The 13,926-nt window shown below is 65.4% G+C and carries 16 protein-coding genes; 9 read left to right on the top strand and 7 right to left on the bottom strand.

The window, feature by feature from the left end:
• The first annotated feature begins 45 nt into the window (after positions 1–45).
• The 4 genes from VIG90_RS08980 to VIG90_RS08965 all read left to right on the top strand — a co-directional run bounded on the left by VIG90_RS08980 (position 46) and on the right by VIG90_RS08965 (position 3,568).
• Positions 46–615 carry a cob(I)yrinic acid a,c-diamide adenosyltransferase gene (locus VIG90_RS08980; protein WP_331593159.1) on the top strand — a complete coding sequence of 190 codons (570 nt, stop codon included), beginning with the start codon at positions 46–48 and terminating at the stop codon, positions 613–615.
• Positions 616–894: 279 nt separating this feature from the next.
• Positions 895–1,644 carry an electron transfer flavoprotein subunit beta/FixA family protein gene (locus tag VIG90_RS08975; protein ID WP_331593158.1) on the top strand — a complete coding sequence of 250 codons (750 nt, stop codon included), beginning with the start codon at positions 895–897 and terminating at the stop codon, positions 1,642–1,644.
• Positions 1,641–2,573 carry an electron transfer flavoprotein subunit alpha/FixB family protein gene (locus tag VIG90_RS08970; RefSeq protein ID WP_331593157.1) on the top strand — a complete coding sequence of 311 codons (933 nt, stop codon included), beginning with the start codon at positions 1,641–1,643 and terminating at the stop codon, positions 2,571–2,573. The genes VIG90_RS08975 and VIG90_RS08970 overlap by 4 nt, the downstream gene beginning before the upstream one ends.
• A gap of 119 nt (positions 2,574–2,692) precedes the next feature.
• Positions 2,693–3,568, top strand: a complete 876-nt coding sequence (locus VIG90_RS08965) for a 3-hydroxybutyryl-CoA dehydrogenase (protein WP_331593156.1) — start codon at positions 2,693–2,695, stop codon at positions 3,566–3,568.
• Positions 3,569–3,778: 210 nt separating this feature from the next.
• On the opposite strand, the gene VIG90_RS08960 is transcribed toward VIG90_RS08965, so the two are convergent.
• From VIG90_RS08960 to VIG90_RS08950, 3 genes are all read right to left on the bottom strand, one after another.
• Complete coding sequence (locus VIG90_RS08960) at positions 3,779–4,717, bottom strand: endonuclease/exonuclease/phosphatase family protein (protein ID WP_331593155.1); 939 nt, start codon at positions 4,715–4,717, stop codon at positions 3,779–3,781.
• 222 nt (positions 4,718–4,939) lie between these two features.
• Positions 4,940–5,407: a PaaI family thioesterase gene (locus tag VIG90_RS08955; protein ID WP_331593154.1), complete on the bottom strand. Its 468-nt coding sequence runs from the start codon at positions 5,405–5,407 to the stop codon at positions 4,940–4,942.
• Positions 5,408–5,477: 70 nt separating this feature from the next.
• Entirely contained in the window at positions 5,478–6,077 is a 600-nt protein-coding gene (locus tag VIG90_RS08950) for a glutathione S-transferase N-terminal domain-containing protein (protein ID WP_331593153.1), read from the bottom strand.
• Between the two features lie 91 nt (positions 6,078–6,168).
• Between VIG90_RS08950 and VIG90_RS08945 the strand changes: the two genes are divergently transcribed.
• Together VIG90_RS08945 and VIG90_RS08940 are read left to right on the top strand one after the other, a co-directional pair.
• Positions 6,169–6,828 carry a glutathione S-transferase family protein gene (locus VIG90_RS08945; RefSeq protein ID WP_331593152.1) on the top strand — a complete coding sequence of 220 codons (660 nt, stop codon included), beginning with the start codon at positions 6,169–6,171 and terminating at the stop codon, positions 6,826–6,828.
• Positions 6,829–7,142: 314 nt separating this feature from the next.
• Positions 7,143–7,463, top strand: coding sequence for a hypothetical protein (locus tag VIG90_RS08940; protein ID WP_331593151.1), 321 nt, complete (start codon positions 7,143–7,145; stop codon positions 7,461–7,463).
• A gap of 101 nt (positions 7,464–7,564) precedes the next feature.
• On the opposite strand, the gene VIG90_RS08935 is transcribed toward VIG90_RS08940, so the two are convergent.
• From VIG90_RS08935 to VIG90_RS08920, 4 genes are all read right to left on the bottom strand, one after another.
• On the bottom strand, positions 7,565–8,005 hold the full coding sequence (locus tag VIG90_RS08935) for a GFA family protein (protein ID WP_331593150.1): 441 nt from the start codon (positions 8,003–8,005) through the stop codon (positions 7,565–7,567).
• A gap of 36 nt (positions 8,006–8,041) precedes the next feature.
• On the bottom strand, positions 8,042–8,653 hold the full coding sequence (locus VIG90_RS08930; protein ID WP_331593149.1) for a TlpA disulfide reductase family protein: 612 nt from the start codon (positions 8,651–8,653) through the stop codon (positions 8,042–8,044).
• Between the two features lie 222 nt (positions 8,654–8,875).
• A complete protein-coding gene (locus VIG90_RS08925; RefSeq protein ID WP_331593148.1) occupies positions 8,876–9,463 on the bottom strand; it encodes a TlpA disulfide reductase family protein in 588 nt (195 codons plus the stop codon).
• Between the two features lie 115 nt (positions 9,464–9,578).
• On the bottom strand, positions 9,579–10,958 hold the full coding sequence (locus VIG90_RS08920) for an amidohydrolase family protein (protein WP_331593147.1): 1,380 nt from the start codon (positions 10,956–10,958) through the stop codon (positions 9,579–9,581).
• A gap of 58 nt (positions 10,959–11,016) precedes the next feature.
• On the opposite strand from VIG90_RS08920, the gene argH reads away from it, so the two are divergent.
• From argH to lysA, 3 genes are read left to right on the top strand one after another with little or no spacing between them, the layout of a single operon-like run.
• Positions 11,017–12,387, top strand: coding sequence for an argininosuccinate lyase (gene argH / locus VIG90_RS08915; protein WP_331593160.1), 1,371 nt, complete (start codon positions 11,017–11,019; stop codon positions 12,385–12,387).
• Positions 12,384–12,587, top strand: a complete 204-nt coding sequence (gene lptM / locus VIG90_RS08910) for an LPS translocon maturation chaperone LptM (RefSeq protein ID WP_331593146.1) — start codon at positions 12,384–12,386, stop codon at positions 12,585–12,587. The genes argH and lptM overlap by 4 nt, the downstream gene beginning before the upstream one ends.
• A gap of 3 nt (positions 12,588–12,590) precedes the next feature.
• A complete protein-coding gene (gene lysA / locus VIG90_RS08905) occupies positions 12,591–13,862 on the top strand; it encodes a diaminopimelate decarboxylase (RefSeq protein WP_331593145.1) in 1,272 nt (423 codons plus the stop codon).
• Positions 13,863–13,926 lie beyond the last annotated feature (64 nt).

Here is a 13,926-nt window from a genome sequence, read left to right as displayed (position 1 = left end):
TGAGGAAGAACAAGGACCAGGGGCAAAGAGCAAGGACCGGGGGCAATGGTTAAACTCACCAAGATCTACACCCGTGGCGGCGATCAGGGGCAGACCAGCCTCGTGGACGGCAGCCGACTGCCCAAGCACGCCATCCGCATCGAGGCCTATGGCACGGTGGACGAGGCCAGCTCGGTCATCGGCATCGCGCGGTTGCATACGGCCGGAAACGGGGCCGAAGATATCGATGCGGCGTTATCTCGCATTCAAAATGACCTGTTCGACCTCGGCGCAGATCTCGCCACGCCGGGCACGGACATGGAGAACGCGCTGCGCATCCAGCCCCAGCAGGTGGAGCGGCTCGAGCGGGAAATCGATGCGCTGAACGCAGAGCTTCAGCCGCTGAACAGCTTCATCCTGCCGGGCGGTTCCGCGGCCTCAGCCTACCTGCATCTCGCCCGCACCGTGGTGCGCCGGGCCGAGCGGATGACCACCGCCGCCGCCGAGCAGGAGCCGATCAACCCGGTGGCCATTCAATATCTCAATCGCCTGTCCGATTACATGTTCGTGCTGGCTCGCTACCTGAATGGGCGGGGCGAGGCGGACGTGCTGTGGGTGCCGGGCGCGAACCGCTGACCGGGCGAAACCCGCTGATCCGCAGGGTTGGCGGCGGAATCTGCGGGAATTCAGGGCGTGATTGGCCGCCTGCTGGTGCTTTGCGCTGTTTCGCCGCGCTTTCCTTGCCAATCCTAGCATAAGTAGGATGTGCAGACAGCCGTCGTGCGATTTATGGACGGCTGGAGTTGACACCACTGGCCGAGTTGACGCAAACGCCTGACCGTTGGCGGAATCGTCAACCTTGGAATTCGGGGGACGAAGGTTCTCCTCCTCCCGTGGCCGCAGAGGAGTGATGGAATGAAGGTTCTGGTGCCCGTCAAACGGGTGGTTGATGCGAATGTGAAGGTTCGCGTAAAGGCGGATCAGACGGGCGTTGAGCTCGCGAACGTGAAGATGAGCATGAACCCCTTCGACGAGATTGCCGTCGAGGAAGCGGTTCGCCTGAAGGAAAAGGGCATCGCCACCGAGATCGTGGTTGTGTCGATCGGTGAAGCCAAGTCGACCGAGACCCTGCGCACGGCGCTGGCCATGGGCGCTGATCGCGGCATTCTGGTGAAGTCCGACGAAGCGGTGGAGCCGCTGGGCGTTGCCAAGCTGCTGGCCAAGATCGTGGGCGAGGAGCAGCCGCAGGTTGTTCTGCTCGGCAAGCAGGCCATTGACGACGACAGCAACCAGACCGGCCAGATGCTGGCGGCGCTGCTGGGCTGGTCCCAGGGCACCTTCGCCTCCAAGGTCGAGCAGGCGGGCGACAAGCTGAACGTCACCCGCGAAGTCGACGGCGGTCTGGAAACCGTGGCGCTGAGCCTGCCGGCGGTGGTCACCACCGACCTGCGCCTCAATGAGCCGCGCTATGCTTCGCTGCCCAACATCATGAAGGCCAAGTCCAAGCCGATCGCCGAGAAGTCGCCGGCTGACTACGGCGTTGAGGTTGCCCCGCGCCTGAAGACCCTGAAGGTGTCCGAGCCGCCGAAGCGTCAGGCCGGTATCAAGGTTGGCAGCGTTGACGAGCTGATTGGCAAGCTCAAGGAAGTGGGAGCGATCGCATGAGCGTCCTGGTTCTGGCAGAACACGACAACAACACCCTGAAGGACGCAACCCTGGCGGCCGTCACCGCCGCTGGCAAGCTGGGCGGCGACGTGCACGTGCTGGTCGCCGGTCAAGGCGTCTCCGGCGCGGCTCAGGCCGCCGCCGCTGTTGCGGGCGTCGCCAAGGTTCTGGTGGCCGATGATGCCGCCTATGCCAACCAGCTGGCCGAAAACCTCGCGCCGCTGCTGGTCGAGCTGATGGCCGGCTACGATGCGCTGGTGGCTCCGGCCACCTCCAACGGCAAGAACGTCGCGCCGCGCGTGGCGGCCCTGCTCGATGTGGCGCAGGTGTCCGACATCATCGCCGTTGACAGCGCCGATACCTTCCAGCGCCCGATCTATGCCGGCAACGCCATTGCGACCGTGCAGTCGACCGACGCCAAGAAGGTCATCACCGTGCGCACCACCGCTTTTGCCAAGGCAGCCGCCACCGGCGGTTCCGCTGCGGTTGAAAACGTGGCGGCCAAGGGCGATGCGGGCCTGTCGAGCTTCGTTGGCGCCGAGCTGTCCAAGTCGGACCGTCCGGAGCTGACCTCGGCCAAGGTCATCGTCTCGGGCGGCCGTGCGCTCGGTTCGGCCGATGCCTTCAAGACCATCATCGAGCCGCTGGCCGACAAGCTGGGCGCCGCCGTTGGCGCCTCGCGCGCGGCTGTCGACGCCGGCTACATGCCCAACGACTATCAGGTCGGCCAGACCGGCAAGATCGTCGCGCCGGAGCTGTACATCGCCGCCGGTATCTCGGGCGCGATCCAGCACCTGGCAGGCATGAAGGACTCCAAGGTCATCGTCGCCATCAACAAGGACGAAGAAGCGCCGATCTTCCAGGTCGCCGACTTCGGCCTCGTCGGCGATCTGTTCCAGATCGTCCCGGAGATGACCAGCAAGCTCTAAGGCTTGTCCAGTCGATCAAACGGAAAAGCCCTTCAGCCCTGCTGGCGGGCTTTTCTGTTATCTGGGGTAGTTCAATCCTGCCTGAAGAAGGCAGCGCGTATTTGAAGGGGGGAGACACCATGACCATCAAGACCATCGGCGTGATCGGGGCGGGCCTCATGGGCAACGGCATCGCCCACGTTGCAGCGGCTGCGGGCTATTCCGTCATCATTGCCGAAGTCGCCATGGACCGGGCCGAGAAGGGCCTCGCCGCCATCCAGAAGAACCTGGCCCGTCAGGTCTCGAAGGAAGCCATCACCCAGGCTGATGCGGACGCCACGCTCGCCCGCATTTCGCTGACCACCGACTATGCCGATTTCCGGGATGCGGACCTCGTGATCGAGGCCGCCACCGAGAACGAGGCGATCAAGCGCGACATCTTCGCCAAGCTGGGCGCGGTGCTGAAGCCGCAGGCGCTCATCGCCTCCAACACCTCCTCCATTTCCATCACCCGCCTTGCCGCCGCCACCGACCGGCCGGACCGCTTCGGCGGCATGCACTTCTTCAACCCGGTGCCAGTGATGAAGCTGGTCGAAGTCATTCGCGGCATCGCTACCTCTGACGCCACCGCCAGCGCACTCACCGAAGTCGCCAGCCGCATGGGCAAAGTGGTGGTCGCTGCGGGCGACATGCCGACTTTCGTCGTCAACCGCGTGCTGTGCCCCATGCTGAACGAGGCGATCTTCGCCCTGCAGGATGGCGTCGGCTCGGTCGAGGACATCGACAACGGCCTGAAGCTCGGCGCGAACCACCCCATGGGCCCGCTCGAGCTGTGCGACTTCGTCGGCCTCGACACCCTGCTCGCCATCATGCGCGTCATGCACGAAGGCTTCGGCGATCCCAAGTATCGCCCGGCCCCGCTGCTGGTGAAGTACGTGGAAGCAGGCTGGTACGGCCGCAAGTCCGGCCGCGGCTTCTATGACTACTCGGGCGAGAAGCCGGTCCCGACGCGGTAAGGGGCCTGCTCGATAAGGGGCTTTTCGTGGGGGTCTTTAATCCCCACACCCCCTTCGTTTGAAAGGGACGTGCGCGGCACTGCCGGGCGCGTCCCTTTTTCATTCGGACAGTTGGAAACAGCAGGCGCTGAACGTCAACGCACGCACGGCCCGCTAAAATGAATGGGAGGTGCAGGAGGGGTAAGCCCCTCCTGCAAAGTGAAAAACGTCTTACTCTTCGTGCGCTGGGATCGGCATCGGCTCGATCGCGCACAGGTTTGAAGCGCTCAGTCGTGCATCCCAACTGATCTCATAAATCACCCGCAGGCCGTCATGGTCGGAGAGCTGGGGGTTGCCCGGGCTTCCGTCGAACATGGCCTCCACGCGGATCGGCCGGATCCTGACCTGAGCGCTTGTAGCGAACAGCTGCAGGTCCTGTGTGTCCATCCAGGGCGCATCGCCATCCCATGACATTCTGACATCACATTGCCCCTCCGGCAGGCAATGCTCGTGCACCAGCGCCAGCGGCTGCAGCCGCCGGAAGACGTCGTACCGCTCGGGGGCCTGCCGCATGTTGAAGTCTCCGCCGAAGATGGCGGGGTTTCGGCGGTCCCACGTGCTGGCGAGGAAGCGGGTCAGCTCCACCGCCTGCGCGTTGTGGGAGGCGAGGTGCCGCTCCGCCGACACGCCGGATGCGCCCTGCGAGTTCATGTGGGTGTTGAACACGTCGATGGGGCCGGGCACGCCGGGCAGGGTGATGCGGGCGAACAGCACGCCCTTGTTGGCCAGGCAATCGAAGCCCGCGCAGGTTTTCCGGGAGAAGGGGTTGGAGGCGCTCGCCGCCATCGGATAGCGGCTGGCAATGGCAAGCCCTGAGTGCATCAGGCGCAGGCCGAGTTCGCCCTTGCCCGCCTTGGCGCGACCCGGCAGCGCCGTCTCCGCCGTATAGACACTGCGCTGCTTGCGCGCCGGCCCCGCCACGAGGGCCGGATAGTCCGCCGCAACCACGCTCCTGACGGCGGATTTCGAGAACATCTCCTGAAACAGCACGACATCCGGCGCATCGCCGGACTCCCGAAGCTGGCGCAGCGTCTCGCCGATCTGCTGGAGCTTGTCGCCGCGCCCAGTCCGCGCGGGCCAGGGCAGCCCCTCGATGTTGTAGGTCAGCACATCGAGCGTGGTGCTCGCCGTGCGCCCGTCTTGCGAAACCCGGATCTCGGGCCGCTCGCTCTCGAGGCAGGAAAGCGTGCGCGGGGCCGGCAGGCTGGCGCACCCTGCCAGCGCCAGCCCCAGAACGGACAGGGACAGGAGCAGGAGCGCGGCCCTGCAGGCACGGCCGGCAGCTTCGGTTGTCGTGAAGGCGGTCGCGATTACATGCCTCCCGTTCGGCTTTTAAGACTTCGGCCTGACCTTCTTCAGGATACCCGAGAAGCTGAGCACCGTCTCGCCCTCAACCGTCATCAGGCCGCGCAAAAAGACCATGCTGCGGGTGCTGCGGATGACCTCGCCCCGGCATTCGACAATCGCGCCCGGGGGCACTGCGCCCACGAACTCGCTGTTGAAGGAGGCCGTCACCATGTGCGGGTCGCCCAGAATGGAGGCGAACGCGTAGAGGCAGTAGTCGGCGAAGGTCATCAGCGCCCCGCCGTGCATCATGCCGCCGCCGTTCAGGTGCCGTGCTTCCGCCCGCATGGCGCACACCCGCGCGCCATTTTCGTCATCGCGGTAGTAGAATGGCCCCACGTGGGCGTTGAAGGCATCGCCGGTCGAGTAGTACCAGCCCTGCCATTCGCCCTCTTCCACAAGAACGCGCTGAGAGCCGCCGGCCTGTTCCGCCGCGTGGTGTGTATCGCTGGTCATCGATCCCCCGAAAGTAACTCAACTCATGCTGCGAAGGGATCTAGCCCGGGCGGCGCGGCAGGGCCAGCGGTCAGGCCGGGGCACTCTCGGCAATCAGAGGTTCTGCGCTCACCCGCTCGTACCATGCCGCCAGCTTCGGCCGGGTGGCGAGCCAGTTGTCCGCGCCCAGCCGGAAGTTCAGGTAGCCCAGCGCCGCCACCACGCTCACGCCGCCGATGGTCCACGGGCCGTCCAGCGCCTCGATCTCCGCCTCGATCGCATCCAGCCCACGGCTGATCGCCGCCTTCTGTCGGGCGATGTTGGCGCTACGGGCCCCCTCCTGCGGGCGGCGGCCTTCGTAAACCGATGCCACCGCTGCATCCATGATACCGTCTCCCAGCGCCTGCAGGCGCAGGCTGCTCCACCGCTCCGGGCCCTCGGCGGGGAACAGGCGCGGGGCCTCGCCCACGGTGTCGAGGTATTCGCAGATGACCGGGCTGTCGAACAGGCTCTGCCCCTCCCGCGTCACCAGCGCCGGGATCTTGGAGAGCGGGTTGGCCGCCAGCAGGTCCGGCGGGCTTGCCATCGTGTCGGTCGCCACCAGTTCGATCCGGTCGGAAATGCCGCGCACGGCAGCGGCCAGCCGCACCTTGCGAACGAACGGACTTGCAGCGGAATAAAACAGTTTCATGGCAGCCTCCTCATACCGGGCGGACGCTATCCAAGCCGGGGCCGTTTCGCTAGAAAAAGTGAAAGGCACGTTTCAAACATGGGAGGGCACTATGGCGGATCTTCACATCACGCTCGGCAACAAACGGTACTCATCGTGGTCCATGCGGCCGTGGCTGGCGCTCAAGGCTACCGGGCTTCCCTTCACCGAGCAGGTGTACTGCCTCGGGTCCGACGAGATGAACAACTGGCTCGCCACCCATTCCCCCAACCGCAAGGTGCCGCTGCTCCAGCACGGTGACCTGAAGATCTGGGACTCGCTCGCCATCATCGAATATCTGGCCGAGCTGGCACCCGAGGCCGGACTGTGGCCCAAGGACCGCGAAGCCCGCGCCATCGCCCGCTCGGTCAGCGCCGAGATGCACTCCGGCTTCCAGCCGCTGCGCCAGAACCTCGGCATGAACGTGGCCCGCACCTATCCCGGTTTCGCCGTGCCCGAGGCCGCACAGGCCGATGTCGACCGCATTCAGTCCCTCTGGACCGAGTGCCTCCGGAAGTACGGCGCCAACGGGGACGGCCCGTTCCTGTTCGGCGCCTTCTCCGCTGCCGACTGCATGTACGCCCCCGTCGTCACCCGCTTCGTCACCTACGACGTGAAGCTGACGCCGGAGTGCCAAGCCTACGTTGACGCCATGCTCGCCCAGCCCTTCGTCGCCGAATGGATCGCGAGCGGCAACGCCGAGCCGTGGGTGGTGGAGAAGTACGAACTGTAGGGTTGTTTTTGCGCGGGGGACTCCGTGTGCGGAAGCGCACAATCAGCGAGTCCCCTGCACCCGGGCTTCTGAAAGGGAAATGTTCAGTAAAGCTCTGATGGATCAATATATTCTAAGGGCGGACAGCGGAGATTGTAGGCGCGGCGGCTTTCTGGCAGGGTCATGGTATGGCGGGAAAGCTACCGAACCTTTGCGCCTGGTTAAGAAGCTGGGACGCGGCCTCCTGGGCAGCGGCAGCGATGTGTGCTCTCTCGTACGCCATAATGATTTTCGGAGGCGGTCAGGAGGAAGGGGCTTCTGTTGACGAGTTCTCCTTGACCCTGTGGGAGGTGGTGCTGTCCCTGCTGCTCATCCTACCCCTCGTCTTCATGCTCCCGGTTATAGCAGCGACCCCTTGGGTGACGTTCCTGCTCGTGCGGCGCACCAAAATCCGCGCTCTTCAAATTGCGCTGTTGGCTATCGCTGCGGTGACACTGGTGCTTCAGTACCGTTTCGTCAGCACAGCCGATTTGACTTCGACCTCAACGGCTCCGCTCGGTGCAGTCTTTTATCAAGTCCACCTTGCTTTTTACTTTGTACCACTGAGCCTCGCTTTGTTCTGGCTTGTCCGCAGGAAGCAAGGGCAGGCTGATTAATACTTGTGTGCCTCCGCGCACGAGAATTCCTACAAGAACCCCTGAGCAGACAGCCCTACTTCCTGCCCCACCAGCACCGCGATACCGAAAGCTGCCCAGCCCTATTGCGTCTGCGCGGCGAACTCGGCGATCAGCGGTTCAAAGGCCTCTGGCGGCGGGAACTCGGCATAGCTGTGCTTTGCGGGTGTCGTGACCCAGGGCAGCTTCTCTGACGTGCAGGTCTCGATGAAGGGCGTGTCCCACCCTCGCTGGTCGAGCATGGTCGAGCGCACAGCAACGAGAAAATCCATCCCTTCCGGCCGGGTGAACAGCCAGCCCATGCAATGCGGGCAGAAGTAGTGCCGGTTCGGCCCGTGCAATCCGCCGATAACCGGCTCGCCGCTGGCGATGCGGAAGCCTTCGGACGGAACGAGGACGCTCAGCGAGTAGGCGCTGGCGGTCATGCGCTGGCAGCCCCGGCAATGGCACGCCATGGTCACCATGGGCGGCGCGCTGATTTCAAACGTGACCCGCTCACAGCGGCAGCGTCCGGTCATCTTCATGGATATTTCCCTCCAAGAGATAGCTTGCGCCCAACCCTACCGTTTTCCCTGCGCCACCAGCGTGGCGATCAGGTCCGTGGCCGGTTTGGCATCCCATTCGGCGGCGCCGGGAACGCGGGCGATTTCCTTGCCCTGCCGGTCGTAGATGATGGTCAGCGGCACGGTACCGGCCTTGAAGGCATCAAGAAGCATACGGGTCTGATCGAAGTAGGGCTGGATGTTCTGGAAGTTATGTTTCTCCCAGAACGGGGCGACCACGCGCCATCCCCTGGTGTCGATGGAGACGGTAAGGACGGCCAGATCCTCAGCGGGGTACATGCCTTGCAGCCGGTCGAGCTGGGGCATTTCCTTCACGCACGGCGCGCACCAGGTGGCCCAGAGGTTCAGCACCACCACCTTGCCCTGAAAGTCCGCCAGCTTGACCCTTTTGCCGTCCTGCGCCTTGAAGCCTTGGCTGGGCATGGACCGCCCGGCGTAGAAGAACGTCAGCCTGGACAGGCTGTCGGTCGCGAAGTGGCCATACTGCTGCGCCGTGGCCACTGCGGTTTTGGATGGCGGGGCTTTGCGTTGCGCCTCGGCCGAGGCGGGGCAGAGCAGTGCCAGGCCGGCAACGAAGGCCAGCAGTCGGGAAGATGGCTTCAGGGCCATGACAGGACATCTCCAGCGCGGGTTGATCGTCGGTAATCGACCCTTTTTAGATCATAATGACTAGTCTGATATTGCGTCGGCGGTATAGTTTTCCTGACCGGCCCTCTCAAATGAAAAAAAGGGCGCGCCTCAACTCACGCGCACGGCTCGATAAATGAGGCTCGATAAACGAAAGGGGACGCGGGGGTTAAGACCCCCGCAAAACGCCCTTGAGCAGAAACCCTACTTCTTCCCGCTGCCCACCAGCACCGCGATCAGATCGATGGCGGGCTTGGCGTCCCATTCGGCGGGTGCGGCGATGCGGGCGACTTCCTTGCCCTGCCGGTCGTAGATCACGGTCAGCGGCAGGCCACGCGCCTTGTAGCCCAGCGCCAGCGCGTTCTTCTTGTCGAGGTAGGGGGTGATGTTCTTGAGGCCCCGCTTCTCCCAGAACGGCTCGACGGCGCGCCATCCGGCCATGTCCATGGAGACGGTGACGACGGCGAGGTCCTTGGCCGGGAACATGCCCTGAAGCCGGTCGAGCTGGGGCATTTCCTTCACGCACGGCGCGCACCAGGTGGCCCACAGGTTCAGCACCACCACCTTGCCCTTGAACTGGGCGAGGGTTGCCGTCTTGCCGCCCTTGGCCTCGAACGGGGTGGCGGGCGCGGCCGTGCCTGCCTGCGCGAAATCCAGCCGCGCCAGATCGCCGGTGGCGAAGCGGGTCAGGTCCGTCGTCTTGGCCTGCGCGCTCACGGCAGGGGTCACTGTCGCAAGGCTTGCCGCAACACTTGCAGCAAGGGCCAGCAGGGCGGGAAAACGGCGTGCCATCGCCTCACTCCTTCAGGAAGAAACCAGAATAGGGCCCAGAGCTAGCAGAACCCTGCGGCCGGCCAAGGCTTGGCACGGCCGCAGGTCATTCTGTCGCGTCAGGCCGTGAAGAGCCTCAGGACGTTGCGCCGCCCGTGGTGCCGCCCGGGTGCCAGTAGGTCACGCCGCCCTTCATCACGAAGTCCGGGGCTTCCAGCGCCCGGATGTTCTGGAGCGGGTCCGCCTTCACCGCCACGATGTCCGCCTTCAGGCCGGGGGCGATCTGCCCCCAGGCCTTCTCCACGCCCAGCGCCTGCGCGCCGATGAGGGTGGCGGCCTGAATGGCCTGCATCGGGGTCATGCCGTATTCCACCATCACCGCAAACTGGCGTCCGCCCTCGCCGTGGGGATAAACGCCCGCGTCCGAGCCGAAGGTCAGCTTCACGCCCGCCTTTGCCGCCTTGCGGAAGTTGTCGCGCTGCACCTGCGCCACCTCGCGGTCCTTGCGCAGGAACTCCTCCAGCACGCCGTTGGCCTTGCCGTAGGTCTGGGTGAACTCGGTGTTGTAGATATCCATGGAGAGGAACGCGCCGCTCTTCTTGGCGAGCGCAATGCCCTCGTCGTCGATGATGCTGGCGTGCTCCACCGTATCGACGCCGTTGCGCAGCGCCACCTTGATGCCGTCAGTGCCGTGGGCGTGCACGGCAACCTTGCGGCCATGCATGTGCGCCTCGTCGATCAGCGCCTTCACCTCCTCCTCGGTGAACTGCTGCGCGCCCACCTTGGTGCCCTTGGAGAACACGCCGCCGGTGCCGCAGTATTTGATCACATCGACGCCGTACTTCACGTTGCGGCGCACGGCGCGGCGCACTTCGTTGACGCCGTCGGCCACGCCTTCGCCGCGGTCGTTGTACTCGGGCGGCAGCAGGTTGTTGTCGCAGTGGCCGCCGGTGATGCCGAGCGACGGGCCCGCCACCAGCATGCGCGGGCCGGGCACCTCGCCCGCCTCGATCGCGTCGCGGATGGCAATGTCCGCATAGCCCGGCGCGCCCACCTCGCGGATGGTGGTGAAGCCCGCCAGCAGCATCTTCTGCGCGTTGGCGACGCCCCGCACCGTGGCGCGCGGAATGGAGGTGGCAAGGCCGCCGTAGCTGTCGTCGGTGGCGTTGGCGGTCACGTGGGTGTGGGTGTCGATGAACCCGGGCATCACCGTGGCGTCGGAGAGGTCGATCACCCGCGCGCCAGCGGGAATGGCCGTGCGTCCGGCGGGGCCGACGGTGGTGATGGTGTCGCCGCTGATCAGCACGACCTGGTTCTGCCGCACCTGCCCCGAGGCCACGTCCACCAGCCGTCCGGCCTTGATGGCGATGACGGTCTGTACCCCTTGCGCGGCCTCCGGTGCCGCCGGGGCGGCGGACAGGCTGGCCGGAAGGCCCAAGGCGCTTGCGGCGAGAAGCGCAACGCCGTATGCGCCATGACGTGCTTTGCTGCGGCGAGCGTTGCGGGCTTGGTACATGGTTAGGGCTCCTGAAGTCGGGGTAGGACAGATGGCAGAGAACAAGGCGGCCAATCAGCTGTGGGGCGGTCGTTTCAGCGGCGGACCGTCCGCCGTGATGACGGAGATTAACGCATCGATCGGCTTCGACAAGCGTCTGTGGAAACAGGACATTGCCGGTTCGAAGGCGCACGCCGCCATGGTCGCCAAGCAGGGTATCCTGACCGAGGCCGACAACGCCGCCATCCAGTCCGGTCTGGATCAGGTTGCCGCCGAGATCGAGGCGGGCAAGCTGGTGGAAAACCCGGCGCTCGAAGACATCCACATGCACGTCGAGGCCCGCCTTGCCGAGCTGATCGGCGAGCCCGCCAAGCGCCTGCACGTGGCCCGCTCCCGCAACGATCAGGTGGCGACCGATTTCAAGCTGTGGGTGCGTGACGCCATTGACCAGACCGACGCCGCGCTCGCCGCGCTTCAGGCCGCGCTCGTCAAGCGCGCCGAGGAGCATGCGGAAACCGTGATGCCGGGCTTCACCCACCTTCAGGTGGCCCAGCCCGTCACCCTCGGCCATCACCTGATGGCCTACTACGAGATGATCCGCCGCGATCGCGGCCGCTTTGCCGATTGCCGCAAGCGCCTGAACGAGTCCCCGCTGGGCGCGGCGGCGCTGGCCGGCACCAGCTTCCCGACCGACCGCTTCAACACGGCAGCGGCGCTGGGCTTCGACCGCCCGACCGCCAACAGCCTCGATTCCGTGTCGGACCGTGATTTCGCGCTGGAAGCGCTGGCGGCAGCGGGCATGACCGGCCTGCACCTGTCGCGCTTCGCCGAGGAAATCATCATCTGGGCCAGCCAGCCCTACAAGTTCATCAGCCTGCCGGATGCCTTCTCCACCGGCTCCTCCATCATGCCGCAGAAGCGCAACCCTGACGCTGCTGAGCTGGTGCGCGCCAAGGCGGGTCACCTGCTCGGCAACTTCCAGCGCCTCGCCGTCGTGATGAAGGGTCTGCCGCTGGCCTATTCGAAGGACATGCAGGAAGACAAGGTGCCGGTGTTCGAGGCGTTCGACACCCTCGGCCTCTGCCTTGCCGCCACCACCGGCATGGTCGAGACGCTGGTGTTCAACGCCGAGCCCATGCGCAACGCGGCCGCCTCCGGCTTCTCCACCGCCACCGATCTGGCAGACTGGCTGGTGCGCGCGGCGGGCGTGCCCTTCCGCGATGCCCACCACATCACCGGCAACGCGGTGAAACTGGCGGAAGGCAAGGGCGTCATGCTCCATGAGCTGACGCTGGACGAGCTCAAGGCCATCGACTCCCGCATCACCGATGATGTTTACTCGGTGCTCACCGTCGAGGCATCGGTCGCCAGCCGTACCAGCTACGGCGGCACCGCCCCGGTGCAGGTGAAGGGGCAGATCGAAGCGGCAAAGAAGGATCTCGGCCTATGACCCGTGCTGTTGTTCTCCTGGTGTGTGCGCTGGCTGTTGCCGCCTGCGGCAAGCGCGGCGATCTCGTGCCGCCTCCGGGCAAGCAGCCGCCCGCGCCGATCTGGGAGCAGCAGGGGCCCCAGCCGCCCGTCACGCCGCCCACCGAGCCCGCCACACCTCCGGCGGCGCCGCAGGCGCCGTCCGCATCGCCCGGGAATTAAGTCATGCGTCACTTCGCTTACCGGAACGGCGAGATGTTCGCCGAGAACATTGCTGTCGCCCGCATTGCGCAGGAAGTCGGCACGCCGTTCTACTGCTACTCCACCGCCACGCTCGAGCGGCACTTCGACGTGTTCAGCCAGGCGCTGGAAGGCCAGGACGCGCTGGTCTGCTTCGCGGTCAAGTCCAACTCCAATCAGGCCGTGCTCTCGACGCTGGCCCGCCGCGGCGCGGGTGCGGACGTGGTCTCGATGGGTGAGCTGAAGCGGGCGCTGGCGGCAGGCATTCCGGCCGAGCGCATCGTCTTCTCCGGCGTCGGCAAGACGCGCGAGGAAATGGCGGCGGGCCTTCAGGCGGGCATCTACCAGTTCAACGTGGAATCCGAGCCCGAGCTTTACGCCCTCTCCGAAGTGGCGAGCGGCCTCGGCCTGACCGCGAACATCGCCTTCCGCGTCAATCCGGACGTGGACGCCAAGACCCACGCCAAGATCTCCACCGGCAAGGCGGAGAATAAGTTCGGTATCTCGTGGGAGCAGGCGCGGGACATCTACGCCAGGGCGGCCACGCTTCCGGGCATCCGCGTCGTCGGCGTTGACGTGCACATCGGCAGCCAGCTCACCGAGCTGGAGCCGTTCGAGGAAGCCTTTGCCCGCGTCGGCAAGCTGATCCAGATGCTGCGCGAGGATGGCCACACCATCGAGCGCGCCGATCTGGGCGGCGGCCTCGGCATTCCCTATTACGAGGACAGCGCGGCCCCGCCGCTGCCGGTCGCCTATGGCGCGATGGTCAACCGCATCACCCATAACTGGGGCGTGCGGCTGATCCTGGAGCCGGGCCGCCTGATCGTCGGCAACGCCGGTATTCTCGTCTCCAAGGTCATCTACGTGAAGCGCGGCACGAAGAAGACCTTCGTGGTGGTGGATGCCGCCATGAACGACCTGATCCGCCCGTCGCTCTACGAGGCGCACCACGACATCGCGCCGGTCGTCGAGCCGAACGCCCTGACCCCGCGCGCTGACGTCACCGTCGTCGGCCCGGTTTGCGAAACCGGCGATACCTTCGCCACGGACCGCACCCTGCCGGAGGTGAAGGAGGGGGATCTGGTGGTGTTCCATTCGGCCGGTGCCTACGGCGCGGTCATGGCCTCCACCTACAACACCCGTCTGCTGGTGCCCGAAGTGCTGGTGAAGGGCGATGAATTCGCCATTGTTCGCCCGCGACCCACATATGATGACCTGATTGGACTCGACAGACTGCCGCACTGGTTCAATTCTTAGGGCAGTCAGCCACCCGGCACGGGAGACGCCTTCATGGCCCGGCCGAGCCATTTCGCGGAAAGCC

It is taken from the genome of Pedomonas sp. (assembly GCF_036515995.1).
In the GTDB taxonomy this organism is placed as follows: Bacteria; Pseudomonadota; Alphaproteobacteria; order Sphingomonadales; family Sphingomonadaceae; genus Pedomonas.
The sequence above is the reverse complement of the archived record's forward strand: the minus strand, read 5'-3'. Positions and strand labels throughout refer to the sequence as shown.